Source organism: Brachybacterium sp. AOP42-C2-15, from assembly GCF_052377065.1.
Taxonomy (GTDB): Bacteria; Actinomycetota; Actinomycetes; order Actinomycetales; family Dermabacteraceae; genus Brachybacterium.
The window spans coordinates 42,944-67,235 of the sequence record NZ_JBQSWK010000024.1 but is presented as its reverse complement, the minus strand read 5'-3'; the positions used below and the strand labels follow the sequence as shown (position 1 = coordinate 67,235).

General features: G+C 70.1%; 23 protein-coding genes and 1 pseudogene. 5 read left to right on the top strand and 19 right to left on the bottom strand.

Annotated elements, in window-relative coordinates; all coding sequences use genetic code 11:
* On the bottom strand, positions 1 to 558 hold a 558-nt coding region (locus ACT3SQ_RS13375; protein WP_444592694.1), incomplete at its 3' end, for a DDE-type integrase/transposase/recombinase.
* On the bottom strand, positions 555 to 863 hold the full coding sequence (locus ACT3SQ_RS13370) for a transposase (protein WP_444502500.1): 309 nt from the start codon (positions 861 to 863) through the stop codon (positions 555 to 557). The genes ACT3SQ_RS13370 and ACT3SQ_RS13375, both read right to left, overlap by 4 nt.
* Before the next feature lie 92 nt (positions 864 to 955).
* Here ACT3SQ_RS13370 and ACT3SQ_RS13365 point away from each other — a divergent pair.
* A pseudogene (locus ACT3SQ_RS13365) lies at positions 956 to 1,273 on the top strand (arginine deiminase-related protein); the annotation flags it as partial.
* A gap of 171 nt (positions 1,274 to 1,444) precedes the next feature.
* On the opposite strand, the gene ACT3SQ_RS13360 reads toward ACT3SQ_RS13365, so the two are convergent.
* A complete protein-coding gene (locus ACT3SQ_RS13360) occupies positions 1,445 to 1,885 on the bottom strand; it encodes a hypothetical protein (RefSeq protein ID WP_444502499.1) in 441 nt (146 codons plus the stop codon).
* A gap of 146 nt (positions 1,886 to 2,031) precedes the next feature.
* On the opposite strand from ACT3SQ_RS13360, the gene ACT3SQ_RS13355 reads away from it, so the two are divergent.
* Together ACT3SQ_RS13355 and ACT3SQ_RS13350 are read left to right on the top strand one after the other, a co-directional pair.
* Positions 2,032 to 3,171, top strand: coding sequence for a C2 family cysteine protease (locus ACT3SQ_RS13355; RefSeq protein WP_444601201.1), 1,140 nt, complete (start codon positions 2,032 to 2,034; stop codon positions 3,169 to 3,171).
* Between the two features lie 441 nt (positions 3,172 to 3,612).
* On the top strand, positions 3,613 to 3,972 hold the full coding sequence (locus ACT3SQ_RS13350; RefSeq protein WP_442332687.1) for a VOC family protein: 360 nt from the start codon (positions 3,613 to 3,615) through the stop codon (positions 3,970 to 3,972).
* 54 nt (positions 3,973 to 4,026) lie between these two features.
* On the opposite strand, the gene ACT3SQ_RS13345 is transcribed toward ACT3SQ_RS13350, so the two are convergent.
* The 5 genes from ACT3SQ_RS13345 to ACT3SQ_RS13325 all read right to left on the bottom strand — a co-directional run bounded on the left by ACT3SQ_RS13345 (position 4,027) and on the right by ACT3SQ_RS13325 (position 9,899).
* Entirely contained in the window at positions 4,027 to 4,863 is an 837-nt protein-coding gene (locus ACT3SQ_RS13345; RefSeq protein ID WP_442332688.1) for a carbohydrate ABC transporter permease, read from the bottom strand.
* Between the two features lie 88 nt (positions 4,864 to 4,951).
* The gene (locus ACT3SQ_RS13340; protein WP_442332689.1) at positions 4,952 to 5,866 is read right to left on the bottom strand and encodes a carbohydrate ABC transporter permease; all 915 of its coding nucleotides are present in this window, start codon (positions 5,864 to 5,866) and stop codon (positions 4,952 to 4,954) included.
* Complete coding sequence (locus ACT3SQ_RS13335) at positions 5,863 to 7,152, bottom strand: ABC transporter substrate-binding protein (protein ID WP_442332690.1); 1,290 nt, start codon at positions 7,150 to 7,152, stop codon at positions 5,863 to 5,865. Before ACT3SQ_RS13335 ends, ACT3SQ_RS13340 begins: the two co-directional genes overlap by 4 nt.
* Before the next feature lie 45 nt (positions 7,153 to 7,197).
* On the bottom strand, positions 7,198 to 8,820 hold the full coding sequence (locus ACT3SQ_RS13330; RefSeq protein ID WP_442332691.1) for an FAD-dependent oxidoreductase: 1,623 nt from the start codon (positions 8,818 to 8,820) through the stop codon (positions 7,198 to 7,200).
* Positions 8,817 to 9,899 carry a LacI family DNA-binding transcriptional regulator gene (locus tag ACT3SQ_RS13325; RefSeq protein ID WP_442332692.1) on the bottom strand — a complete coding sequence of 361 codons (1,083 nt, stop codon included), beginning with the start codon at positions 9,897 to 9,899 and terminating at the stop codon, positions 8,817 to 8,819. The genes ACT3SQ_RS13330 and ACT3SQ_RS13325 overlap by 4 nt, the downstream gene beginning before the upstream one ends.
* A gap of 204 nt (positions 9,900 to 10,103) precedes the next feature.
* Between ACT3SQ_RS13325 and ACT3SQ_RS13320 the strand changes: the two genes are divergently transcribed.
* Positions 10,104 to 10,925 (top strand): GAF domain-containing protein, encoded by an 822-nt coding sequence (locus ACT3SQ_RS13320; protein ID WP_444502496.1) that lies wholly within the window; start codon positions 10,104 to 10,106, stop codon positions 10,923 to 10,925.
* On the opposite strand, the gene ACT3SQ_RS13315 is transcribed toward ACT3SQ_RS13320, so the two are convergent.
* The 3 genes from ACT3SQ_RS13315 to ACT3SQ_RS13305 form a co-directional block, all read right to left on the bottom strand.
* Positions 10,834 to 12,891, bottom strand: coding sequence for an iron ABC transporter permease (locus tag ACT3SQ_RS13315; protein ID WP_442332442.1), 2,058 nt, complete (start codon positions 12,889 to 12,891; stop codon positions 10,834 to 10,836). The genes ACT3SQ_RS13320 and ACT3SQ_RS13315 overlap by 92 nt on opposite strands.
* Entirely contained in the window at positions 12,888 to 13,931 is a 1,044-nt protein-coding gene (locus ACT3SQ_RS13310) for an iron-siderophore ABC transporter substrate-binding protein (protein ID WP_441446116.1), read from the bottom strand. Before ACT3SQ_RS13310 ends, ACT3SQ_RS13315 begins: the two co-directional genes overlap by 4 nt.
* 154 nt (positions 13,932 to 14,085) lie before the next feature.
* Complete coding sequence (locus ACT3SQ_RS13305) at positions 14,086 to 14,976, bottom strand: ABC transporter ATP-binding protein (RefSeq protein ID WP_444601200.1); 891 nt, start codon at positions 14,974 to 14,976, stop codon at positions 14,086 to 14,088.
* Positions 14,977 to 15,226: 250 nt separating this feature from the next.
* On the opposite strand from ACT3SQ_RS13305, the gene ACT3SQ_RS13300 reads away from it, so the two are divergent.
* Entirely contained in the window at positions 15,227 to 16,255 is a 1,029-nt protein-coding gene (locus tag ACT3SQ_RS13300) for an ornithine cyclodeaminase (protein ID WP_444599622.1), read from the top strand.
* Here ACT3SQ_RS13300 and ACT3SQ_RS13295 read toward each other — a convergent pair.
* The 8 genes from ACT3SQ_RS13295 to ACT3SQ_RS13260 form a co-directional block, all read right to left on the bottom strand.
* Positions 16,230 to 16,784 (bottom strand): AAA family ATPase, encoded by a 555-nt coding sequence (locus ACT3SQ_RS13295; protein ID WP_441446119.1) that lies wholly within the window; start codon positions 16,782 to 16,784, stop codon positions 16,230 to 16,232. The two genes, ACT3SQ_RS13300 and ACT3SQ_RS13295, sit on opposite strands and share 26 nt — an antisense overlap.
* Before the next feature lie 4 nt (positions 16,785 to 16,788).
* A complete protein-coding gene (locus tag ACT3SQ_RS13290) occupies positions 16,789 to 18,087 on the bottom strand; it encodes a uracil-xanthine permease family protein (protein WP_442332444.1) in 1,299 nt (432 codons plus the stop codon).
* A 78-nt stretch (positions 18,088 to 18,165) separates the two neighbouring features.
* Positions 18,166 to 19,914, bottom strand: coding sequence for a DUF7937 domain-containing protein (locus tag ACT3SQ_RS13285; protein WP_444601199.1), 1,749 nt, complete (start codon positions 19,912 to 19,914; stop codon positions 18,166 to 18,168).
* Positions 19,915 to 20,112: 198 nt separating this feature from the next.
* Positions 20,113 to 20,778 carry a DUF6320 domain-containing protein gene (locus ACT3SQ_RS13280; RefSeq protein WP_441445290.1) on the bottom strand — a complete coding sequence of 222 codons (666 nt, stop codon included), beginning with the start codon at positions 20,776 to 20,778 and terminating at the stop codon, positions 20,113 to 20,115.
* Positions 20,775 to 22,262: an alcohol acetyltransferase gene (locus tag ACT3SQ_RS13275; RefSeq protein WP_441445289.1), complete on the bottom strand. Its 1,488-nt coding sequence runs from the start codon at positions 22,260 to 22,262 to the stop codon at positions 20,775 to 20,777. The genes ACT3SQ_RS13280 and ACT3SQ_RS13275 overlap by 4 nt, the downstream gene beginning before the upstream one ends.
* Positions 22,259 to 23,230: an alpha/beta hydrolase gene (locus ACT3SQ_RS13270; RefSeq protein WP_441445288.1), complete on the bottom strand. Its 972-nt coding sequence runs from the start codon at positions 23,228 to 23,230 to the stop codon at positions 22,259 to 22,261. The genes ACT3SQ_RS13275 and ACT3SQ_RS13270 overlap by 4 nt, the downstream gene beginning before the upstream one ends.
* Positions 23,231 to 23,313: 83 nt before the next feature.
* Positions 23,314 to 23,802, bottom strand: a complete 489-nt coding sequence (locus ACT3SQ_RS13265) for a flavin reductase family protein (protein WP_441445287.1) — start codon at positions 23,800 to 23,802, stop codon at positions 23,314 to 23,316.
* A 9-nt stretch (positions 23,803 to 23,811) separates the two neighbouring features.
* The gene (locus ACT3SQ_RS13260; RefSeq protein WP_441445286.1) at positions 23,812 to 24,231 is read right to left on the bottom strand and encodes a YccF domain-containing protein; all 420 of its coding nucleotides are present in this window, start codon (positions 24,229 to 24,231) and stop codon (positions 23,812 to 23,814) included.
* Between the last annotated feature and the right edge of the window lie 61 nt (positions 24,232 to 24,292).

Genomic DNA, 24,292 nt, shown 5'->3' with positions numbered 1-24,292 from the left:
CGAATGCACGATGCAACTGGCAGCGTCAGGACGCCTGGATATTGCGTTGTCCAGGGCGTTTACCGCGAGGCGAGCCTTCATCCGGTCGCTGATGGAGTAGCCCACGATCCGGCCGGAGAACACGTCCTTGATCGCGCAGAGGTAGAGCTTGCCCTCGTCGGTCCAGTGCTCGGTGATATCCGTCAGCCAGAGCTCGTTGACGTCGTCAGCGGAGAAGTCCCGCTTCACGAGGTCATCGTGGACCGGCGGGCCGGAGCGCTTGCCGTTCTTCCCACGCTTCTTCCCGAACACGGACCACCACTGGTTGTCTCGGCAGATCCGCCACGCGGTCCGCTCACACATGCGCTGGCCAGCTGCCTCCGCTTCGCCGGCGAGGAAGCGATACCCGAACTCGGGATCATCCCGGTGGGCATCGAACAGCGCGTTGGCACGGTAGGCCTCGACCAGCTCTGACTCGGTGACCTGCTGTTTCCGCCAGCGGTAGTAGGGCTGGCGGGAGAGCCTCAGGACCCGCAAGGACACCGCGACAGGGACACCATCGCCGGCGAGCTCGCTCACGAGCGGGTAAAGGATTTTCCCGGCAGGTTCGCCTGCGAGAGGTAGGCGGCCGCGCGGCGGAGGACCTCGTTCTCCTGCTCAAGCAGCCGGTTACGGCGACGCAGATCCCGCAGCTCGGTGGACTCCTCACGGGTCTTGCCAGGCCGGGAACCGTCCTCGACATCGGCTTGACGCATCCAGTTCGTCAGGCAGGACTCGGAGATCCCGAAGTCCTTCGCGATTATCGAGAGCTTCTGGCCAGGTTCGCGGTTCCTGGCGACGCGGACGACGTCGTCACGGAACTCCTGGGGGTAGGGAGCGGGCATGGTGCACATCCTTCCCTGTGACGCTCCTCAGCGCCACAGATCATGTGACACCTGATCGTGCGGCAGTCCCCTTCCTCGAGGGGACCGGCACGATGGTGCTCGACCATCTCGGTGGCATCGCCTATGCCTGCCGCTCCCGGCGCGTGGACCCAGGCCTGTTCTCAGAGGTCTGCGCCGACCTCGGCGTCGAGCCGGTGCTGTTCCATGCGGCCGATGCCGACGGAGTGCCGGTCTACCCCACGAACGTGCTGATGAGCGTGGGGACCGACGTCGCCATGGTGGGCGCCGAGATGATCCGGAACACGGCCGAACGGGCACGGGTGCTGGGATCGTTGAGGGAGAGCGGCCGCGAGGTCGTGGAGCTCTCCGAGGAGCAGGTCCGAGGCTTCCTCGGCAACTGCCTCGAGGTGACCGGGCGCGAAGGCCAGTGCCTCGTGATGTCCTCGCACGCCGCCGCTCACCTCTCCCCCCGCGCAGCGACGCCGCATCGAGCGTTCCTGCCGAATACTCACCGCACCCGTGCCCACGGTCGAGGCGGCCGGCGGCTCCGTGCGCTGCATGCTCGCCGGTATCCATCTGCCTCAGCGGCAGGCCGACTCCTCGACCGGGATCCCGAACACGCGCACCACGGTGGTCCCCGCCGCGGTGTAGACGTGCACCCCGGCGCCGTCCGCGCGATCGCTGAAGAACCCGTAGGCCGGGGCACCGTTGCGCCGCATCGCGTCGCCGACCTCGTCGAACCCATGCTCTGTCAGCACGGGGTTGATCGCCTCACGACGGGCGTCCCAGGCCGCGGCGTCGTCCTCGGGAAGCGTGATCTCGGTGGTCGCGTCCCCTGGTGACCAACGGCAGATCCCGTCATCGTCGAGACGGACCCGCTCCGAGTCCTCGGCCCAGCTGGCGTCCGCGCCCTGCAGCATCGACTCCTGCAGCGGCGGGAGCATCTCCCGGTACTGCGCGCGGGCCTCGTCCACCGGAACGGGCTCAGGTACCGCGGGCGTGCATCCGGTCAGAGCGATCATCGCCGCCACCCCGACGAGGAGTGAGCGCCGCGAACGGGCACGACGTCCCTCCGGTACTTCATCCACATTCACCCATCCCTCCCCTCAGGCTTCACCACTCGATCTAGCATGATCCGAGTCACAGTCTCGACCATGGAGCGTACTTGATGCTGGGTGCTGACACCGTTGCCCTCTCCGCCTTGGGGACGACCGCCGGACGACGCGCGGGCGACTTGCGCGAGGCCCTGAGCGCAGTCCTCCACGCCGATGACCCGAGCATCTGGGTCGGTGACCACCGGATCGCCTTCGATCGGGAGATGCATGCTCTCCGAGCACGGCTCGACGGCATCGCACAGCGCGTGGACGAGATGGCCGACGAGCTCTCAGAACATGCGCACGAGCAGGACCTCGCCTCGACGCCGGATGGCCCCGCAATGCCGTCATCGATGAGTTCGCTGCGATCCCTGCTCGGACAGGCAGACTCCCCGGGGTATGCCGAAGACCTCCTGCGCCGCCTTTTCGGGGCGTCCGGCGGCTCGACCGAGGATTCATTGGGCGGCTTCGAGGACCCTCGGAACGTCGGCTCGCGCACCATCGGAGTGGACCTCGAGTCGATCGAGGCGTTCGACCCGAGGACCACTGTCCAGGCCGACAGCTTCGGTGACTGCTGGTTCCTCGCGACGCTCGCGTCCGTGGCCGCGCAGAACCCGGAGCTCATCGCAGAGAACATCGAGCTGGTCCATGGCCCCACCCCGGATGAGGACTACTGGATCGTGACGCTGTACGAGAACGGCGAACCGGTCGAGCATGTCGTGACGCAGAACGAACTGGTCAAGGACGGAGTCCGCGGACGCATCGACCACGACAGCGGCTCCTTCTCCGAACGCATCTCCTGGATGAGCATCTACGAGCGGGCGGCCGTCGAACACGTCGGCGGGGACTATGGCGATCTCGAGGCGAATTTCGCCGGGAAGGGGTTCGACATGATCACCGGCGACAGCGGAAGTCTCTCCATCGACGCCGGCTTCGACTCGATCCGGGCGGACCTCGAGGACGGCAAGTCCGTGGTGACCAGCACGCCGCCAGGATGGCTGCTCGGTGGCGCACCGGACGGAGACGTCGTCGACGGCCACGTGTACATCGTCGAAGGTCTTTCGACCAACGAGATGGGCGAAGAGGTGGTGGTCCTCGTCAACCCCTGGGGCACGCCGCAGCCACCGGCGTCGAAGCCTCCCGTCCTCGAGCTGACACAGGAGGAGTACGCGGCGAACTTCGTCTCCCGCAACACCGTCGGCCATGACGCGTGAGCCGCTGGCTCCGCTCGGCCCGCAGCCGTTGCCCTGCCCGCATGCACGCGGTGCGGTCGCCTCAGCTGTGACACGAGCGACGAAGAGGTGGATCGTGAGCGATGCAGACCCTGCCGCCCCGGCCCGGGAAAGCGAGTCCGTGTGACCGCCACCAGCTAGTCACCGACTGATGGCGCGACGGCGGGGCCGATCCATCGCGCATCGACTTCGACTCCGCGCGGAAGCTTCACCGTCTTCGCAACCGTCTCCACGTGTAGGGGCTCAGCGGTGCAGCGAGAGGTTGATCTGCCAGTGAACGCCCTGGGGTTCCGCGTCGCGGTCAGATCGGGTCGTCCTGGCGCCCGTGTTCTGAAGCTCCCCGAGACCTGGGCGGAGGACTCCGATCGTCGTGACCGACTGTCATACTCCGGTGATCGCGACCCTGCTACCAGAGGTGCCAAGATGTCCGCATCCCCGCATCACGCCATCAGCTATATCGAGTTCGGTGTCACGGATCTGATCGCTGCTCGTGCCTTCTATGAGTCGGCTTTCGGGTGGGAGTTCAATGACTACGGCCCGGCGTACAGCGGGATCAGGTCACCCGACGGAAAGGGGGAGGTCGGTGGATTGACCTCTGCCTCGGCGCCCAATAGCGACGGCCCCCTGATACTGCTCTATTCCGAAGACCTGGACGCGACCGTCGAGGCCGTGCGGACTGCAGGCGGAACCATTGCAGCAGGGCCCTATGACTTCCCGGGTGGGCGACGGTTCGAGTTCACGGATCCGAGCGGGAATCGGCTGGGCGTGTACGCCGAGGCCTGATCGCGCTCGGTCGCGAAGTATGCGCCAGCAGACATGAAGGCTCGAGCAGGCCTCTCAGCCTTTCAGCCCGCTCTGGGCGAGGCCCTGGATGAAGTGGCGCTGGGCGAGGATGAACACCAGGAGCACGGGCACCGCGGTGAGCGTGGTCGCGGCGAGCTGGATGTTCCACATCTGGCCGCCGTAGGCGTCGACGTACTGCGTCAGCGCCCTCGGCAGCGTGTAGTTCTCCCGGCTGGAGAGGAACACGACCGGTTCGAGATACATGTTCCAGGACTTCAGGAAGGTGATGATCCCGACCGCGGCAAGGGCAGGGCCCGCCAGGGGCAGGGCGACCTTCCAGAAGAGCCCCCACCGGTTCAAGCCGTCGATGCGCCCCGCCTCCTCGAGCTCATCGGGAAGGGTCACGAAGAACTGCCGCATGATGAAGGTCGCGAGCACACTGGGCGCCCCGAAGATAGGGATGACGATGAGCGGCCAGTGTGTGTCGATCAGTCCCATCGCGGTGACCGCCCGGAACATCGGCACGATCGTCACCTCGATCGGGACCAGCAGCCCCACCAGCACCACGAGGAACAGCAGGTTCTGCCCGCGGAACCGGATGCGCGCGAAGCCGTACCCGGCGAGCGAGGACACCACCATCGTGCCCACGGTGACGACCACGGCGATGTAGACGCTGTTCCAGTACTGCCGGGCGAAGGGCTGCAGCTCGAACACCTGGCGGTAGCTCGAGAAGTCAGGGCTCTTCGGCCAGAGGCTCGGTGGGACCTGCAGGATCTCACTGGTGGTCTTCAAGCTCGAAGTGATCATCCACCACGTGGGAAAGGCGAAGGGGATCGCCAGCACCACCATCACGGCCACCACCAGGAGCGTGGTGCGGCGCCGACCGCGCATCCGTCGCGGCTTCGCCCTCGCACCCGGCCTCGTAGCCGTCTTCGCGCTCCCGCCAGCGGTCCGGCTCGGTGTCAGCTTCAGTGTCGGCTCAGCGCTCATGATGGACCCACCTCCGTCGGGTCTGCCACTGCAGCAGGGTCAGGACCAGCACGATCACGAACAGCAGCATCGCGATCGCGCTCGCGTACCCGAAGTCGTTGAACCGGAAGGCCCGCTGATAGAAGTAGTAGACGAGGACATTCGTGGAGTTGCCGGGACCACCGGCGGTCAGCACGTCGATCAGGGCGAAGGTCTCCAGCGAGCCGACCACGGTGATGATCGAGACCAGCAGCAGCGTGGGGCTGATCATCGGCAGGGTGATCGAGAAGAAGCGGCGCACCGCGCCCGCCCCGTCGATGCGGGCCGCCTCGAGCATCTCCTCGGGCACCCCCTGCAGGGCGGCGAGGAACAGCACCATGTTCAGGCCGACGTTCTTGAAGACCTGCACGACGACGACGGCGAGCAGCGCCGACCAGCCCTCGCGCAGCCAGTTCGGTCCGTCGATCCCGATCACGCCGAAGAAGGCGTTGATGCCGCCGCTGTTCTGCAGCAGGAAACCCCAGACGATCGACCAGGCCACCAGCGACACCACCACCGGGGAGAAGAACAGAACCCGGAAGAAGGTCGAGCCGCGCACCTTCTGGTTCAGCAGCACGGCCAGGAGCAGCGCCAGCGAGATGTTCAGGGCCACCACCCCGCTCGAGAACAGGACCGACGACACCAGCGAGGCGTGCAGTGTCGAGTCCTCGAGCAGGGCGGTGTAGTTCTCCGCTCCGGTGAAGCGGAACTGGCCCGACAGGGCGTTCCAGTCGTGCAGGGAGTACCAGGCCACGGCGCCCAGCGGGAGGATCACCAGCAGCACGGCGCCCAGCACGCTGGGCGCGACGAAGAGGTACCCCAGCAGCGAGTCCCGCTGCTGCCAGGAATGACGACGCCGCGAGCGGGTCCCGGCAGCAGCTGTCATGAGTCCAGCAGCGGCTGAGCGGCGGTGCACACCTCGCCCAGCACGCCGGCGACGTCCGCGCCCTCGGTCCACAGCGGATCCAGCGCACTGCGGATCGTGGTCTGCAGCTCGGCGAAGTTCGCGTGGGCGGGCTTGGTGATCGCGTCGGTGATGCCGTCGATCACGGCCCGCTGCAGCTGATCCTCGCTGAACAGCGGGTTTGCAGCGCCCATAGTCTCCGCGGTGAGCAGCGAGACCCGGGGTGGCGGGAAGTACTGTGCGAGCTTCTCCGCCGCGGCGGGGCTGGTGAAGTGGGCCAGGAACTCTGCCGCGACCTCCGGCGCCTGCCCGTCGGCGAGCACTCCGATGCCCGCTTGTCCCACCACGTTCTGCTGGGTGGCAGGGCCGGCGGGCAGCGGCAGCACGTCCCACTCGAAGGAGTCGTCAAGGTTCGAGGCGCGGGAGATCTGGGTGATCGTCATGGTCGCCTGGCCGGCGAAGAAGTCGATCTCATCGCCCGGTCCGGGCATCGCCTTGGTGGTGAAGGCCGCCTCGTGCAGGAAGGTCATCGCCTCGGTCATCGCCTCGTCGGTGAAGCCGCAGGTGGTGCCGTCCTCGTTCCAGGCCTGCGCGCCGAAGCCGGCGTACACGGTGGCGAGGTTCTCCCAGGTCGCATAGCCGAAGTCCCGCACGATGAGGCCTGCCCCTCCGAGCTGCTCGACCGTGGCCCTGCTGACCTCCATGGCCTGCTCGTAGGTCCAGTCCCCGGCGTCGAAGACGGCGACGAGGTCGTCCTGTCCCGCCTCCTGCAGCCGCGTGGTGTTCAGGAACATGCAGAACGGCGAGTTGGAGAACGGATAGGCGTACAGCCCGTCCTCCCCCTGCCAGAGCGTGAGCGCGGCCGGGTCGATGTCGTCGTACTCGTACCCGTCGGCCGCTTGGAGCGCTTCGCCGACCTCCACCAGCGCACCGGACTGCACGAACTCGGGAGCGTTGCTCTCGAAGATCCAGGCGAGGTCCGGAGCGTTGCCTCCGGAGAGCTGGGTGGTCAGCGCGGTGGTGTAGTCCTCGAAGGGGATGGTCTCAAAGGTGACGGCGGAGACGGTCTCCGCATGCGCCGCGACGTACTCGTCGGCGATCTCCTGGAACAGTGCCAGCTGGCCCTCGTCCGCGGTCCAGACGGTCATGCGAAGCTCGACGGGACCGTCCGGGGTGCCTCCCCCTCCCCCGCCCCCGCAGGCGGTGGCGGTCATTCCGAGGGCGGCGGTGAGTGCGGTTCCCGTGGTGAAACGGCGGCGGGTGATCATGATCTTCTCCTTTGAAGGATCGGTGACGCGGTGAGCGATGAACGGTCAGTAGCCGTGGACGGTGTCTGGCCAGCGCAGTTCGACACCGTCGGCCTCGAGCAGCGCCTGCAGATCGGCGACCTGCTGCGGTGACGCATGTGCGGCATGCGGGGTGGTGCCGGCCTCGAGGCAGTGCACGGCCAGCAGGCCGGCCGCCTCCCCGAGGTTCCACTCGACCGGATGCAGTCGGTAGCACCCGTTGGTGATGTGCGTCGTGGCCACGTTCTTGCAGGCCGCGAGCAGGTTCGTGGTGCGCTGCGGGATGAGCATCCCCAGCGGGATCTCGAAGGGCTCGGCGGGCACGTCGATGTAGTTGTCCCCGCCGGTGGAGGGATGGAGGTCGATCCGGTACATGCCGATGCCGACGGAGTCCGGGTAGCTCCTGGCCCCCTGATCGCCGCGGATCTCCCCGGAGACGTCCTGCTCGCGCACCGTCTCGAGGCCGCGGATGCGGCGGGATTCGCGATGGTAGGGCGCCATGGCGAGGCCGTCCTCGGTGCCCATCACGTCGGCCCGCAGGCGCAGGCCGGGCCAGCCGCGGCCACCGTCGGGGCGTGGGGCCTCGGTCTGCATCCAGTGGAGCATCGAGAGGGAGAGCTGCTTGGCATCGGCCAGGCTCTCGGCGTACTCCTCCTCGGGAACGTCCAGCGTGGTGCGCTCGAAGTAGTCGATGCTCGGCCAGTTGATCAGGCAGATGTCGCTCGCGAAGGTGCCGGGGGTGAAGAGGTCCCGGGCGATGATCCGGCGGAAGGTCCACAGGTTCCCGTCGCCGGGGTCCTTGGACTGGTCGGCGGTGACCGCGAGCGCGTCATCCCCGGGGTTCGGGGAGAAGTGCCGCTCGCCGATCTCGAGGGTGCGCGGGTTCGGCGCGGTCCAGGAGATGAGCGGCGCGCCCCAGAAATCGGGCTGGAGCGAGGTCCAGTGCTCGTAGCGCTCGGGCCTCGGGATCGTGTGGTCCTCCCCCTCGAGGTGGTCCACCGCGAAGCAGTAGGTGAGCGCCTGGACGTTCTCGGGCTGGGCGGTCTCGGGAGCGCTGGGCTCGCCGGTCTCGGCCCGGGACTCGAAGCCGGTGACGTACTCGGTGCCGGTCAGGGGCAGCAGCTCGCCGGTCTCGGTGGCGTCGATGACATAGGCCGCCTCGACGGTGTACTCCTCCCCCGTCTCCAGCGAGCGCAGCGTCACGGAGGTGACGGCGTCCCCATCGGCCCCCGCAGCGACCGGGCGCACCCGCAGGTCGACGGTGAGGCGGCGGGTTGCGGTGTGCGGCGCGATCATCGCCTCGATCACGGCCAGCCCTGCCCGCGGCTCATGGCAGAGCTTCGAGACCCAGCCCGCGCCGGGGTTGAGGTCCTCCCGGGCACGCGCGGCGACGGTGAGGGGATAGTGGCGGCGGTAGTGGTCACGGATCCCGTCGCGCAGCTCCCGATAGGAGGCGGTGCAGCCGAACTCCTCGATCCACGGGTGCTCGTCCGGGGGTACGCCCTGGCTGGTCAGCTGGCCGCCGAGCCAGGCGAACTCCTCGGTGAGATGGACGCGCATACCGTGGCGCGCGGCGGCGAGGGCGGCGGCGACGCCGCCGAGACCACCGCCGACCACGAGGACGTCGACGCGGGGATCGTGAAGGGTCATCGGTGGGTCTCCTTGGAGATCGAGGGAGCGGGTCCGGTGGTGGTACCCGCGGTGACGGTGCAGGGCAGGAGGATCTGGGTCTCGCCGGGCCGCGCGGGATTCTGCAGCAGGCGCAGGAGCATCTGCACCGACCCAGCGCCCATCTCGTGGCGCGGGATCGTGAAGCCGCTCCAGGCCACGGCCGAGCCGTGGGGGCTCTCCGGGTCGCCGAGGCGGGCGATCGAGAGGTCCGCGGGCAGCGAGAGCCCGCGGGAGAGTGCGAGCAGGCGGAGCTTCGAGGCCAGGTCCGGGGTGGCCGCGATCGCTGTGGCCCCGGTGCCGAGCACATCGTCGAGCAGGGAGCCGACATCGAGCGCCTCCCCGTCGAGCCGGAGGGGACTGACCTCGAGCCTGGCCGCCGCCCGCTCGAATCCCTGGCGCCGGTCGATACCGGACTCGTGGTCTGGGAACTCGAGGGCAAACGCGATCCGGCGGTGCCCGAGAGCGGCGAGATGCTCGATGACCTGCTCGGTCGCCGTGCCGTAGTCGGCGCCGACATAGGGCACCTCGGCGCCATCAGCCTCGCGGCGACCGATGAAGACGAAGGGGTAGTCGTGGGCGAGCAGCTCGGACAGGTCCCGGCGGTGGCTGTGGCGGCCGAAGAGCAGGCAGCCGTCGGCCAGATGCAGGCGGCCCCGCCGTGCCCAGTCGCGCAGCCCCTCCCGGCCGCTCGCGGGATCGCCGCCGTGGCTCGAGGTGAACAGCAGCAGGTCGACGCCCTGTCGCAGGGCCTCGGCCTCGATGCCGCGCAGGAACGGGTAGTAGAAGTCGCTGGAGTCGTGCGGGAAGACCGGCTCGTAGGTGAAGACGCCGAAGATGGAGGTGCGGCCGCCGGCGAGATGCTTCGCGGCGAGATTGCCCCAGTAGCCGGTCTCCTCCACTGCGGCAAGGATCCGCAGGCGGGTCTCCTCGGTGAGTCGCCCCTGCACCTCAGCACCCGCATTGAGGGCCATCGACACGGTCGCCTGACTCACGCCGGCCGCACGGGCCACGTCGGCCTGCGTGGGTCTCCTGTGCGCGGTGGTGGCGTGCCGCTCCATCGGTCCTCCCGGGATCATGACGTCGTTGTCCGTGGGCCGAAGCACAACAGGTTATGCGCATAACCACAAGGGATCCCTTCCAGACCGGCCTTTGCTCCGCACCCGAAGGCGCGGTACGGTCGACACAGCTATGACACGAGCGACGACGAGGTGGATCGTGATCAACGCATGCCCGTCCGTTCCGATCTCCCGGAACGAGCTCGGATGACCGCGACCCGCTGGTCACCGACGGATTCTGCCTACCAGGCGCGGCTCCTGCGCGCCCATGAGGATCTGCGCGCGAACGCTGAGGTCCGTCCCGACCGGAATCCGGTGCGGGAGCCGGTGCTCGCCTCCTGGCGCCGCTCACTCGCCGCCCGGCCCGCGGACACCCTCCCCACCGGTGCCGTCCTCGAGGGAGGCGAGCTCGCTGCGGCGCGCCAGGAGCATCTCTTCTCGGCGGTGCTGCCGCTGCTGCGCTCCCGCCTGATCGACCCTGCCGTCGAGGCCGGGCTGATGGTCGCGCTGGGCGATGCCCGGGGCAGGCTGCTGTGGGTCGAGGGGCGGCCGCAGCTGATCTCCCGGGCCGATGACATGGGCTTCGCCGCCGGTGCCGACTGGTCCGAGAGCGCGATGGGCACCTCCGCGCCGGCCCTCGCCCTGACCACCAGCGCCTCGATGCAGGTGGTCGGTGCGGAGCACTTCCATGAGGCCGTGCACCCCTGGAGCTGCAGCGCCGTGCCGGTGCTGCATCCCCATACCGGAAGGACCCTCGGGTTCCTCGATGTCACCGGCACCGCCGAGGCGGTCTCCCCGCTGGTGCTGCCGCTGCTCGAGGCCACCGCCCGTGCGGTCCAGGACGAGCTGCGCGCCCTGCTGCCCGTCGGCCGCGCGGAGGGGGCACCGACCGGCCGCCGGCCGCGGATCCTGCCCCGCTCCCCGCGCTCTGCGGGTCTCAGGCGCGCGAGCGCCAGAGCAGCCAGACGAAGTAGGGCGCTCCGAGCAGGGCGACCATCAGCCCGGCCGGGATCTGCGCGGGGGCGATGAGGGAGCGGCCGAGCGCATCGGCCAGACCTACCAGCACGCCGCCGAGCAGCATCGCGACCGGGAGCGTGCGCAGGTGCCTACCGCCCACCAGCGCCCGCGCCAGGTGCGGGGCGACCAGTCCCACGAAGCCGACCACCCCGACGGCCACCACGCTGATCGAGGCGAGCACCGCCGCGAGCCCCATCACCGCGAAGCGGGTGCGCTCCAGCCGCACGCCGAGCACCCGCGGGGTGTCCTCGTCGATCGCGAGCAGATCCAGCTCGCGGTGCAAGCCCGCCAGCAGCGGGGCGATGACCACGAGCGCGATCAGGACAGGGAGCACATCGCCGAGGCCGCGGCCGTAGGTGGTCCCCGACAGCCAGGTGAGGATCCTCGGGGTGTCCCAGGGATTGGAGCTGAGCAGCAGGAACGTGGTCAGAGCACTCATCCCGTAGCCCGTGCCGATGCCGACCAGCACGAAGCGCTCGGGGGCCAGTCCGCCCCGCCAGGCGAGCAGCGCGATCGCCGCGAACGTGACGACCCCGACCCCGACGGCGCACAGGAGCATCAGCGGCCGCCCGCCGCCGAGCAGGGTCACCACGGCCGCCGCCCCGAGCCCGGCGCCAGCTGTGATGCCCAGCAGCCCGGGCTCCGCGAGCGGATTGCGCACGGTGGACTGCACCACGGTGCCGGCCAGGGCCAGCGCGGCGCCGGCGAGGACGGCAGCGCCCACCCGCGGCAGGCGTTCCCCGAGGGCGCGGCCGACGAGGTCGGGGGCCGCGCCCTGCACCCACAGGGCGATGTCCCCGGTGCGCAGCCACAGGCTGCCGGCGAGCATCCCGAGCACGACGACCGCCGCCAAACCGGCACCGAGCACGGCCAGCACCAGGAGGAACCGCCGCCGCGAGCGCAGACCGGAGCGGGCCTGGGGCGGCTGCGCCGTCGGTCCGGAGTCCCGCAGGCGCCGCGCGAGCACGACGATCATCACCGCACCCAGCAGCGCGGTCGGGATCCCGGTGGGGATCGCGGCGGCGCCCTGCGGGGTCAGCAGGGCACGCAGCCCGGCGTCGGCCAGCAGCACGATCAGCGCACCGAGCAGCCCGGAGACCGGGATCAGCAGGTGATGACGGTGCACGGCGCCGACGAGACCGCCCAGCAGCCGTGCCAGCACCGGCGCTCCGAGGCCGACGAACGCGAGCGGCCCGGCGACGGTGACGGCCACCGCGGTCAGCAGCACGGCGCAGAGCACGGCGATCGCGCGAGTCGGGGCGACCGGCACGCCGAGCGCGCTCGCGGCGTCGTCCCCCAGCCCCAGCACGTCCAGGCGCCGGGCGAGCAGGAGGGCGGCCAGCAGCACGAGCCCGATCACCGGCAGCGCCCGCAGCGAGGCGTCGAGGTTCAGCTGGGACAGGGAGCCGCTGCCCCAGGCGTACAGGCCCGTCGTCTCCGCCTCGAAGAGGATCAGCAGCATCGTGGTGCCGGACTGCAGCGCCATCGCCACCGCGGAGCCAGCCAGGATCAGGCGCGTGGTCGAGGAGCCGGCCCCTCCCGCGAGTGCCAGCACGAGCCCGGCCGCGAGCAGCCCGCCGACGAAGGCGACAGCTCCTGAAGCCCACAGCGGCACGGTGAGGCCGAAGGCGGCCACGGCGCTGATCGCGAAGTAGGAGCCGGCCGTCACCGCGAGCGTGTCCGGGGAGGCCAGGGTGTTGCGGGAGATGGACTGCAGCAGCGCCCCGGCGGCGCCGAGCGCGATGCCGACGGCGATCCCGGCGGCGAGGCGGGGCAGGCGGGAGGCGAGCAGCACCTCGGCCACACTCACCGTCCGCTCGTCGCTCCGGGCACCGGCGAGGTGTCGCACGAGGTCGAGGAGTCCGATGTCGGAGGTGCCCTGGGTGAGGTGCCACAGCCCCACCAGCGCCACGGCGACCGCCAGTGCCGCCACCGTGGCGGTTCCCGCGAGGAGACCGCCGGCTCCCGGCCGGGTCACGGGGCCGAGACGGAGTCGACGTAGGCGTCGATCGCCTGTTCGGCGGAGCGGGGTCCGCCGAAGGTCCAGATGCCCTCGGGGAAGGCATGGGCACGGCCGTCCTCCACCGCAGGCAGGGAGGTCCAGATCTGGTTCTTCTCGAGCTCGCTGACGTAGTCCCCGGCAGGATCGTCGGTCCCGGTGTAGAAGAGGTTCGCCTCCCCCACCTCGATGAGCCCCTCGATATCCGTCTGCCCCAGGCCATAGGCCGGATCGACCTCACCGGTCCAGGCCGGCGTGAGGCCGAGCTCCGCACCGATCGCTGAGAACAGCGCGCCCTCGCCGAAGGGCCGCAGGGAGACGTTGCCGCCCTCGACCCAACCGTCGAAGTACACGAAATCGGTGGTGGGCAGGGCGGCGGCGGTGATCTCCTGCCGCGCCGAGGCGACGTGCGCCTCGAACTCGCCGAGCACCACCTCAGCGCGCTCGGTGCGCCCGGTGGCCTCGGCGATCAGGGTGAAGAGGTCTTTCATGTGGCCGAGCGGATCAGAGGCGTCCGCGCCCAGGGTGGCCAGCACCGGCACGCCCCGCTCCTCGAGCTGCGCGATGATCTCGTCCTCCGGACCGGTCGCCTCGACGATCACCAGATCCGGATCGGCCGCGAGCAGGGCGTCGAGGTTCGGCTCGCCCCGGGTGCCGACGTCCATCGTCCCCTCGGGCAGGGTCTCTGCGGTGACCCAGGTGCCGAAGCCCTCGACGTCCGCCGCTGCGACCGGGGCGATGCACAGGCTCAGCAGGCCCTCGGTCTGCTGCCACTCCAGCACGGCGACCCGCTCGGCGGGCGCCTCGAGCTCGACGGTGCGACCGAGGTGGTCCGTCACGCTGACCGGGCCGGTCGCGGTGGAGGTCTCGTCGGCCGCACAGGATTCGCTGATCGCAGCGGCGTCCGACGGGGCCCCGCTCGCGGTGTCGGGGACCTCGGTCGTGCCGCAGGCGGCGAGTGCGGTGAGGGCCAGTGCGGCGGTGGCCGCGACACGCGCGCGGCGAGGGGTACGGATCATGAGGGGCTCCTGGGGAGGGGGCAGAACGGGGAGGGGGCAGAACAGGGAATGGAAGGTGTGAGAGGCGGGCAGCGGGAGATGAGGGTCCCCGGAGACAGGGTCCCCGGAGACGGAGAATCCTCAGTTCGTGCCCTCCGGCGGAGGCGCTTCAGCCTCAGGCTGGAGCGGCGGCGGGGAGGCTGCGGCGGCTGCGCGCGTCGATCCGCAGACGGCCGTCGAGGGGGTCCGCGGTGACGTCGATGGGGATGTCGTAGACGTGGCTGAGGTGTGCTGAGGTGAGGACCTCGGCGGCCCGCCCGGCGGCGTGCACGCGCCCCTCGCGCAGGAGCACCACCTGATCGGCGATGCGCGCGGCGTGGCCGAGGTCGTGCTGCACGAAGCCGATGCCGACCCCGTGACCCTCGGCGAGCTCCCGCACCAGGTCGAGCGTCTCGATCTGATAGCGCAGGTCGAGATGATTGGTGGGTTCGTCCAGCAGCACGATCCCCGTGTCCTGGGCGAGGCAGGAGGCGAGCCAGACCCGCTGCATCTCGCCTCCCGAGAGCTCGCCGACGGCGCGCGGAGCGAAATCGGTGATGCCGGTCAGGCGCATCGCATGATCGATCGCGGCGCGGTCGGCGGCATCGAGTCCGGCGAAGCGGCGCCGGTGGGGATGGCGACCGAAGGCGACGACATCGCGGACCGAGAGCCCCTGTGGGGCGGTGCGGGTCTGGGTGAACAGCGTCAGCGCCCGGGCGAACTCCTTGGCACCGAGCAGATCGACACTGCGCTCGCCCTCCCCGTCGGTCAGACGGATCCCGCCGGAGCGCAGCGGATGGAGGCGGGCCATCGCACGCAGCACCGTGGACTTCCCGCTGCCGTTGGGGCCGAGCAGCGCCGTAACGGCTCCCGACCGCAGCGCGAGCGAGACTTCATGGACGACGGGACTGCCGCCGTAGCTCAGAGTGAGCTGGTCACCGAGGAGAGCCGGGTGCTGAGCGGGGCCGGGAACAGAGGAGGGAACGGAGCTGGCAGCGCGGCTGGGCTCGGGAGGGGCGATTGACACAAGGTAAGCCTACCCTTAGCCATTTCGGCTCGTCCACACTTGCACATATCGTGGACGACGGGAGGGCACGGCGGCTGATCAGCAGGGGCACGGCGGCCGTAAGGATGCCCGGCGGCTCAGCGGCTGCAACGCCGCCCGGCGGCTCTCGAGCCGGAACTCCCGTCACGTCCGTCGTTCCCGGCCTACCCTGGGGGCCAGAGCACTCCTCGACCTTGCGCGATGACGCGCCCCACGACGGGAGATGAGAACGATGCCCCACCTGCTCGATGTGCCCGGCATGAGCCGCTGGATCCAGCGCGACGGCCCCGAGAACGTCCTGACCGGCTTGACCCGAATCCTCGAGGAGGACCTGCGCCGGTGGGACTCCTTCGAGAAGATCCCCCGCCTGGCCAGCCACACCCCGTTCGGCGTGATCGAGCTGATGCCGATCACCGACGGGGAGCTGTACTCGTTCAAGTACGTCAACGGCCACCCGTTGAATCCTGCCCGCGGGCTGCAGACCGTCACCGCCTTCGGGATGCTGGCCGATGTGGACAACGGCTACCCGATCTTCTTCGCGGAGATGACGCTGCTGACCGCGCTGCGCACCGCCGCGACCTCGGCGCTCGCGGCCAGAGAACTCGCGCGCCCCGGGGCCCGAACCCATGCCCTGATCGGAGCAGGCTCCCAGGCAGAGTTCCAGGCCCTCGCCTTCCGCGCGATGCTCGGGATCGATCAGCTGCGGGTGGTGGACCTGGACGAGGCCGCGGTGGAAAAGGTGCGCCGCAATCTCGAACCGCTCGGCTTCGAGGTGCACCTGTGCGAATCGGTGGACGAAGCGGTCCAGGGCGCCGACGTGATCACCACCTGCACCGCGGACAAGGCCCGCGCCGCCGTGCTGCACCGCGACCAGGTGCGGCCCGGCACGCACGTCAATGCGATCGGCGGCGACTGCCCCGGCAAGACCGAGCTCGATCCCGCGCTGCTGGAGGCTGCGCGGGTGGTGGTGGAGTACGAGCCGCAGACCCGCATCGAGGGCGAGATCCAGCAGCTGCCACCCGAGTTCGAGGTCGCCGAGCTATGGCAGGTGATCACCGGGGAGGTCGCCGGCCGCACCGACGATGAGGAGATCACGGTGTTCGACTCCGTCGGCTTCGCCCTCGCTGACTTCTCAGCGCTGCGCTACGCGCAGCAGGCGACCGACGGGACCGATCTGTTGGAGTGGATCGATGTGATCGCCGATCCGGATGATCCGAAGGATCTGTTCTCGCTGCTCACCGCGCAGACGCCGGCGGGCTGAGCGGCCGGCCGGAGACCTGCTCGGCGTCCGCCCGCTCGAGGTCCGCGAGGAGCCGCGCCACCAGGCCGTCCTCATCGAGCTCCTCCCCGAGAGCCTGCTCCTCCGTCGCTCCGAGCAGATCCCGCGACCGATACCAGGAGGCGACCTCGACGGGGCCGACGGACACCGCCAGAGGCTTGCCGGCGTGGCGGCGCAGGGTCTCCTCGAGGCTCACGTCGAGGTAGTACACGAGGTTCGGACCCTCGTGCTCGGCCAGCAGGCGCTCGAACATCGCGCCGTAGTACTCGGCCGGGAGGATGCCTTCAAGGATCGTGATCCGCCCAAGTCCAAGGCAGTGCCGCACGATGACCGCAAGCAGGTCGGCGGCCTCGGGGTCTGGGGCGTCGTGCTCGCGAAGCATCTCCCGGCGCACCTGATCCTGCCCGATCACGGCGACCCGCCCTCGCGGGAGCGAGCGCTGCACGCGGCGGGCGATCGTCGACTTGCCGGACGCGGAGTTCCCGCGCAGAATCACGAGCACGGAAGGCACCGGGTCACGCTCCGTGGGAGGGCTCGACCATTTCGGCGGGTGTGGTCTCCGGCTCGGTGCCGGTGATCTGCCCGAGCACGTTCATCAGGTGGTAGATGACCAGTGCTGCCGCGGTGCCGAGCGCGATGCCGGTGAGCTGGATGCCTCCGAAGGTCCAGGTCACGTTCGCGATGCCCACCACCAGGGCGACACCGGCGGTGAACTGGTTCTTCGGGCGGGAGAAGTCGACCTTGCCGTCCACCCACATGCGCACGCCGACGATGCCGATCAGGCCGTAGAGCACGAAGGTCACGCCGCCGAGGACGCCCGGCGGGATGGTGAAGATCATGGCGCCGACCTTCGGGGAGAGCGAGAGCAGGATCGCGACGATGCCGGCCACCCAGTAGGCGGCGGTGGAGTAGACGCGGGTGGCGCTCATGACGCCGATGTTCTCGCCGTAGGTGGTGGTCGGCGAGCCGCCGAAGCCGGCCGAGAGCGCCGTGGCCAAACCGTCGGAGCTGAGGGTGCGGCCCACCATGTGGTCGAGGTTCCGATGGGTCATCAGGCCCACGCTGGTCACGTGGCCCACGTTCTCCGCCAGCAGCACCACCACGACGGGCAGGAACATCGGCAGCAGGCCGAGGTTGAACTCGGGGTGATGGAACTCGGGCAGGCCGAGCCAGGCGGCGTCGGCGACGGGAGAGAAGTCGACCTCGCCGCGCAGCACCGCCACGGCGTAGCCGACCAGCACGCCCAGCAGCACCGAGACCCTCCCCAGCAGGCCCTTGAACAGGGCGGTGCACAGCACCACCGCGAACAGGGTGATGGTGGCGGTGACCGCCGACTCCTTGAAGTTCAGGTACGCCGTCGGAGCGAGGTTGAAGCCGATCAGGGCGACGATCGAGCCCATCACCACCGGCGGCATGAGCGCCCCGATCCAGCGGGTGCCGATCTTCTGGACCAGCAGTCCCAGCAGTGCCAGCAGGATGCCGGTGACCATCACCCCGCCGAGCGCCGCGCCCATCGAATCTGCCTGAGTGGAGGCGGTGATGGGGGCGATGAAGGCGAAGGAGGAGCCGAGATAGCTGGGCACCTTGTTGTGGGTGATGATCAGGAACAGCAGGGTGCCGATGCCGGAGAACAGCAGGGTCGTCGACGGCGGGAAGCCCGTCAGCAGCGGCACCAGGAAGGTGGCGCCGAACATGGCGATGACGTGCTGGGCGCCGATGCCGATGGTCAGCGGCCAGGCCAGCCGCTCCTCGGGCAGGACGATCGCGTCGGGGGCGATGGTGCGGCCATCTCCGTGCAGGCTCCAGCGGAACATGATTCTCCAGGGGGTGAGGAGGGTGAAGGGGTGGGGCGGAGGCAGGCGGCTCGCGGGGAGGAGCGCGCTGCAGCGCGGTCAGGCGCTGGGGAAGTTCTTCCGGCGGGCCGTCTCCTCGGTGACATCCGGGACCCGGTCCAGCAGGGAGACGCGCCCGCCATCACGGGCCCGGAAGTCGGCGAACATCCGGGTGACGTCCGGGGCGCCGAACTCGTCACGCACCGGGGCGGGCACCGTGAGCATCAGCGCTGCGGCGAGTCCGATGAACAGTGCGACTCCGCCGGTGGCGAGCCCTGCCCCGGCGGCCATCGCCAGGGAGTTGACGATCACGTCGAGGAAGCCGACGACCGTCAGCACCAGCGCGGCGACCACGCCGCTGGCCCGGGCGCTCACGGCCGGACGTGAGAGGAGCGAGGTGCGCCCGAACAGCGAGACCACCACGAAGCAGCCGCAGACCACCGCATCGATCAGGTGCAGCGACGAGCTTCCGGGCGCCTTCCCCGTGGTCGCGACGATCGCGGCCAGCAGGTGCCAGATCACCGCCGCGGTGTGCATGATCGCGCTGAGCTCGAAGGCCCGCACCGTGTAGACCAGCCAGTCGGTGCGGCGGAACGAGACCGGCATGGTCCGCACGAAGGACCGGGAGATCATCAGCCCGAAGGCGGCGACCAGGAACGGCAGGTAGACGAAGCCGGAGGCGAAGCTCAGCGGCGCCGCGAACTGCAGCCCGAGGCTGTTGTCGGCGAGCGCAGCGATCACCAGCGCGGCCACCACCGCGGTCGAGGAGACGTACCAGGATCGCTCCCGGCGCAGCGCGGAGGCCAGCACGATCCCCAGCAGCAGGGCGGAGACCAGAGCGTTGGCGAAGGTCATCAGCGAGAACGCCCAGCCGGTGGTGAACACGCGGCCCACGATCATCACGGTCGCGATCAGCAGGGAGAGCGCCGTGGCCACGGCCACGCCCTGGAGCGCGATCCGGGCCGTGCGCCGGGCTCGCGCCTGGGGCAGGTAGCCCTCGTGGACGCGCGGCTCGATGCCCAGGATCGCACCGAGCAGGAGCAGAGAGACCCCGATGCCGATGCCCACCGGTGGCCCGTCGGGAAGGGACGCGAAGAGCTTGGGCAGGGAGAGCACCAGGTCCGCGCCGATCACGGTGATGGAGACGAGCAGTGCCGGCAGCAGGCCGACCAGGCGCAGGATGCGCACGGCGACCAGCGGCGGCTTCTCGGGGACCCAGCGCAGCAGGTGCACGATCAGCAGCGTCGCGAGCCCGGTGCCGATCGCGATCTTCCCGAGCAGATCCAGCAGCGGGCTCTCAGCGAGGGTGAAGGTGGTGGTCAGCGCGGTGGCCAGGCACACCAGGGCGAACACATCGCGCAGGGCGTCGAACACGCCCAGCTCCTTGAAGCGGTTCGGCAGCACGAATCCGTTCAGCGGAATCTCGTCATCCTCGGCGTTCGGGGTGGTGCCCGAGCGCGCATAGGAGACGGTGCCCGGGCGCGACAGCGGGGAGACCAGCTCCCGCTCGGCCTCGGCGTCCGGGTCGACGTCGCCGTCCTCCAGCACCGGGATCGCGCCGGTCACCGGTGCCGGCTCCGCGGTGACGTCCGGACCGGCGAGGTCCAGTCCGCTGAGGTCGACCGTCTCGTTCTCGCCGGCCGGCAGCGTCGGTGCGGCGCCCCGACGGGCGAGCAGCGGGGTGGCGTAGCGGTCGAACGCGGCACGATCCGGCAGCCGGTCGGTGGGCAGGCTGTGCGGGTCGTCGACCGCGAAGATCCAGTCGGCGTCCTGGTCCCGGTGCTGACTGTCCCGTGGCTCCCTGTCCATCGACCTTCTCTCCTGCCGTGCGACGCCCTGGGGCCGTCCGTGACTGCGCTCCATGCGCGGGTGTGCGTCTTGCATCCTAGGGACGGGAGGGGTGCTCCCCCCGTCGGCGCGCCGTGGGGCGGGTGCGCAGTGCGTCTCAGGTCGTCTCACAGCAGCGCTCGGCGCCCGCGCGTGTGCGGCGGGCTCCCGGACGGCTGTTCACAGGTGCAGGCGTGTGGCGAGCTCGTGGCGCACGGCCCCGCCGCGCACCGTCAGCAGCAGCACCACCGCGACCAGGCTGAGACCGCCGCAGATCGCGGAGGGGATCACCGGGTCCACCCAGCCCAGGGCGAGGAACACGATCGGGGTGAGCCCGAGCAGCACCGTCAGCCCGCTGTAGACGACGTAGTCGCCCACCTCCATCCGGATCACGCGGGCCGTGATCAGCAGCCCGACGATCGAGGCGGCGCAGACGATCGGCACCACGAAGGTCAGGGACCAGCCGTCCCAGCCGGAGAGGTAGTCCCAGTAGACGCATACCCCGCCCGCCGCCACCACCAGGTAGACGATGAACTTGGCGAGGTTGCGGCGCTTGCTCACCGCCATCACGACCACCAGCCAGGTCGTGGCGATGCCGAGCCATACACTGCGCAGCGCGCCGATGCCGTCATCGTCGGGCCCGAACAGCAGCTGGGCGATGAAGGACAGCACGATCACGCCGAGCGAGGTGAGGGCCAGGACCCTCAGCACCCGGCGTCGGGAGAAGCGCAGCGGCACCGCCGGGTAGGGGCCGGGGACGGGCGCGCCCACCAGGGTGGTCCCGCACAGCGGGCAGCGGATCCAGTCGCCCTCGACCTGGACCGTGCAGTCGGGGCAGCGCCTCATGTCCCGAACTCCAGCAGCTCGTCCTCGGAGACGCGGGCTGCGGAGACCGTGACCTCGACTCCCGCCTCGGTGAGCAGTGCGGCGTACTCCCGCACGTGATCGGTCTGCACGAAGGGAGCGGTGAAGCTGAGGGTGAGCAGCCCGGCGTGCGAGATGGCGCAGAACTGCGGGCGCACGGCGGAGACGTGGAACAGCATCCGTCCCACATGAGACGCGGCAGGCTCGGGCAGCGTGACCCGGCCCAGGTTCGAGACCGCGACCGTCAGCCGGCGGTTGTTCGCATGGTTGATCATGCTCAGCAGCCGGTCCTTGACCGGCCTGGGCACGATCCGGGCCAGCGGCAGGCGCTCCACGCGGATCAGCCGCTGCAGCTTCTGCTCGAGCGCCTCGGGGGTGGCCTCCGCGGAGAAGCTCTCCTGGAGTCCGCGGGCCACCGCCCCGGGCGCGTCGTCGCCGTGGCCGTAGGTGTGCTCGACCCGGATGGTCGCGAAGAAGTTCCGGGCGGAGGTCGAGGGGAAGAACTGGCGCAGGTTCACCGGCACCGATGCCGCCATCGTCGGCGCCCCGTGCGCTCCCTCGTCGGCGCGGCGGATCGCCTCGAAGAACAGTGCGGTGAGGTACATCGTCAGCGCCACCCCCTCGGCCTTCGCGAGGCCCAGCACGGGCCGCGCCGGCATCGTCAGCTCGATGATGCGGGTGCGGTGATCCGGGGTGCGGGTGCCGCGCACCCGGTGGATCCGGCGCCGGGCGGGACGGGCAGCGGCGGGCTCGACGGGCGTCTCCTCCGTCGGCGGCTCATCAGCCTCCGGGACCGTGAGCACCGCAGGTGCGGCTTCTCGGCTGAACTCCTCCTGGTGGGCGTCCTCGTCAGCATCGACGGTGCGGCGACGGCGCCGGAAGTAGTGGGCGAAGGAGTCGGTGGTCAGCTCATGCACCTCCTCGGCGGCCAGCGCGCCGGTCCGGGTGCCCACTGCCCCGAGCGGAGGATCCGGGCGCTCCGCAGCCCCCGGACGCGCCTCGGCCGCCGCCACCGAGAGGGGCGGGGCCTCCTCGGGGAAGCGTCGTCGGGTGTATCCGGCCAGCAGGTCGGTGAGGAACCACAGTGCCCCGGTGCCATCGGAGAGCGCATGGAAGATCTCCAGGATGATGCGCCGGCGGTGATGGAGCACCCGGAACAGCAGCGTGCGCCGGTCCGGCTGGTAGATCGCGGCGCAGCTGGGAAGCACCTCCTCCTCCACCACCGGCTGCAGGTCGCTGTCCTGGAGGTAGTACCAGAACACCCCTCGGCGCAGCACCGCGTGATAGAGCGGGAAGCGCTCGAAGGTCTCGTCGAGCGCCTCCTGCAGCAGGGCCGGGTCGACCTCGTGGTCCAGCTCGGCGCTCATCCGGAACACCTTGGGATCCGCGTCGCTGCGGGCCGCCGGGAAGATGTTCGAGGCATTGTCCAGGCGGACCCAGTGCCGGCGGCGCACGGGCCGGTTCATGGGCTCACCTGCACTGGGGGGTCCTGGGCGGTGCTGGGCACGCCTGCCTCCAGGAATTCGTCGATCACCTCGTAGGCCTCCCGCAGCGGGCGGGCGAATCGCGGGAGGGTGATGAAGCCGTGCAGCGCCCGCTGAACCCGGTGGAGGCGCACCCGGTTGCCGGCCGCCTCGAGCGCCCGGGCGTAGGCCTCGCCTTCATCGCACAGCAGGTCCAGCTCGGCGGTGATCATGAGGGTGTCCGGCTGCCCGGAGAGGTCGGTGGCCATCAGCGGGGAGACCAGGCGATTCTTCCTCTGCTCGGGATCGGGGGCGTACATCTCGAAGTAGTCCTGGATCTCGGTGTTGGTCAGCCGGTAGTCCTCGCCGTGATGGCGCACGGAGGGGAACGGCGAGGTCTCCGGATCGTGATCCCAGTGCGTGACGGGGTACAGCAGGATCTGACGCGAGGGCGGGCGGTGGCCGCGCTCACGCAGCAGCAGGGAGACCGCCGCGGCGAGGTTCCCCCCGGCGGAGTCGCCCATCAGCACGATCTGGTCCGCGTCCTCGAGCCCGGCCCGGCGGGGATCCTCGAGCAGCCGGCGCGCGGTGCCGTAGCAGTCCTCGAGCGCGGCCGGGAACGGATGCTCGGGCGCCAGCCGGTAGTCGACCGACGCCACCCGGCAGCCGGTGAGGTCGGCCATGGTGGCGCAGGCAGGGGTGTAGCTCTCGATATCTCCGGTGACCCAGCCGCCGCCATGGAAGAACAGCAGCAGCTCGTCACGCCGCTGCACGCGCGGGGTGAACACGCGCACCGGCACGCGCCTGCCGGTCCCGCTGTCGGAGAAGGTGTCCCAGGTGGGGGTGCGGTAGCGCGCGGCAGGCAGCGCGGCCAGCTGTCGCTGCAGATGCCGCACCCGCTCGTAGTCCTCCCGCACATCGAAGCGGGCGAGGGAGACGAGGCGCAGCGCGAGCCTCAGCAGCGGGTTCACGGGCGGGAGCCCGTGACGGCGGGGAACAGGTCCATGCCTCCAGGATAGTCAGCGCTGAGGGCCGGTCCGCTCGACCTCGTCGCTCAGCACAGATCTGCCCTGTCGGCGGCGAAGCGCACTGCGGGACCGGCCTCGATCCGGCCCTCGCCCATCTCGATCACCGGGCCGATCAGGAGGCGGTGGGTGGCGGCGTCGACCGCCTGCTCGATGCGGATCGCGAAGTGGGCGAGCACGCCGGGCAGGATCGCGTCCCCGTCACCGGTGCGGGTGACCTCGAGACCGTTGAACATCCCCTGCAGCGGGGCGGCCGGGGTGCCGAAGCGGTCCGCGAGATCGTGCTGATCCTCGGCGAGCAGGTTCAGGCAGAAGTGCCCGGCCTCCTCGACCGCCTCCGCCGCCCGCGACATGCCGTACAGCGCGATCAGCATGGTGGGCGGGTCATAGGAGAGGTCGAGATAGGAGTCGACGGTCACGGCGAGATCATGGGAGCCCTGCCGGGTGCTGACCACGGCCAGCCCCACCGCGAGCAGGTCGCTGAGGCGGCGGTACTCGTCCTGGTCCACGGAATTCATCGGCGCGGCTCAGCGGGCCGTCGGGAACATCCGGGCCCGGGCCGAGCTCGAGTCCATGACCTCCTTGCCGAAGGGGAAGCAGGTCACCGGGATCAGCTTGAGATTCGCCCAGGCCAGCGGTATGCCGATGATGGTGACGGCCTGTGCGAGCGCGGTGCCCACGTGCCCGAGGGCCAGCCACCAGCCCGCGATCACGAACCAGATCACGTTGCCCAGGGTGCTCATCGCTCCGCCGCCGCCAGTGTCCACGACCTCACGGCCGAACGGCCAGAGCACGAAGCCGGCGATCCGGAAGGAGGCGATCCCGAAGGGGATCGTGACGATGAAGATGCAGGCGAGGACGCCGGCGACCAGGTAGCCCAGGAACAGAGCCCAGCCAGCGGTCAGCAGCCAGATGAGGTTGAGGATCAGAGTCAGTACGGAGCGCATGGCACCAGCCTAGGGATCTGCTGCGGCGGTGGCCATGGGGATGTCCCCCTCGGCGAGCCTG

What these genes read in the sequence shown, in the direction of transcription:
- ACT3SQ_RS13370 (WP_444502500.1), bottom strand. Translation starts at nt 863, where the DNA reads ATGCCCGCTCCCTACCCCCAGGAGTTCCGTGACGACGTCGTCCGCGTC.
- ACT3SQ_RS13360 (WP_444502499.1), bottom strand. Translation starts at nt 1,885, where the DNA reads ATGATCGCTCTGACCGGATGCACGCCCGCGGTACCTGAGCCCGTTCCG.
- ACT3SQ_RS13355 (WP_444601201.1), top strand. Translation starts at nt 2,032, where the DNA reads ATGCTGGGTGCTGACACCGTTGCCCTCTCCGCCTTGGGGACGACCGCC.
- ACT3SQ_RS13350 (WP_442332687.1), top strand. Translation starts at nt 3,613, where the DNA reads ATGTCCGCATCCCCGCATCACGCCATCAGCTATATCGAGTTCGGTGTC.
- ACT3SQ_RS13345 (WP_442332688.1), bottom strand. Translation starts at nt 4,863, where the DNA reads ATGCGCGGTCGGCGCCGCACCACGCTCCTGGTGGTGGCCGTGATGGTG.
- ACT3SQ_RS13340 (WP_442332689.1), bottom strand. Translation starts at nt 5,866, where the DNA reads ATGACAGCTGCTGCCGGGACCCGCTCGCGGCGTCGTCATTCCTGGCAG.
- ACT3SQ_RS13335 (WP_442332690.1), bottom strand. Translation starts at nt 7,152, where the DNA reads ATGATCACCCGCCGCCGTTTCACCACGGGAACCGCACTCACCGCCGCC.
- ACT3SQ_RS13330 (WP_442332691.1), bottom strand. Translation starts at nt 8,820, where the DNA reads ATGACCCTTCACGATCCCCGCGTCGACGTCCTCGTGGTCGGCGGTGGT.
- ACT3SQ_RS13325 (WP_442332692.1), bottom strand. Translation starts at nt 9,899, where the DNA reads ATGGAGCGGCACGCCACCACCGCGCACAGGAGACCCACGCAGGCCGAC.
- ACT3SQ_RS13320 (WP_444502496.1), top strand. Translation starts at nt 10,104, where the DNA reads ATGACCGCGACCCGCTGGTCACCGACGGATTCTGCCTACCAGGCGCGG.
- ACT3SQ_RS13310 (WP_441446116.1), bottom strand. Translation starts at nt 13,931, where the DNA reads ATGATCCGTACCCCTCGCCGCGCGCGTGTCGCGGCCACCGCCGCACTG.
- ACT3SQ_RS13300 (WP_444599622.1), top strand. Translation starts at nt 15,227, where the DNA reads ATGCCCCACCTGCTCGATGTGCCCGGCATGAGCCGCTGGATCCAGCGC.
- ACT3SQ_RS13290 (WP_442332444.1), bottom strand. Translation starts at nt 18,087, where the DNA reads ATGTTCCGCTGGAGCCTGCACGGAGATGGCCGCACCATCGCCCCCGAC.
- ACT3SQ_RS13285 (WP_444601199.1), bottom strand. Translation starts at nt 19,914, where the DNA reads ATGGACAGGGAGCCACGGGACAGTCAGCACCGGGACCAGGACGCCGAC.
- ACT3SQ_RS13280 (WP_441445290.1), bottom strand. Translation starts at nt 20,778, where the DNA reads ATGAGGCGCTGCCCCGACTGCACGGTCCAGGTCGAGGGCGACTGGATC.
- ACT3SQ_RS13275 (WP_441445289.1), bottom strand. Translation starts at nt 22,262, where the DNA reads ATGAACCGGCCCGTGCGCCGCCGGCACTGGGTCCGCCTGGACAATGCC.
- ACT3SQ_RS13265 (WP_441445287.1), bottom strand. Translation starts at nt 23,802, where the DNA reads ATGAATTCCGTGGACCAGGACGAGTACCGCCGCCTCAGCGACCTGCTC.
- ACT3SQ_RS13260 (WP_441445286.1), bottom strand. Translation starts at nt 24,231, where the DNA reads ATGCGCTCCGTACTGACTCTGATCCTCAACCTCATCTGGCTGCTGACC.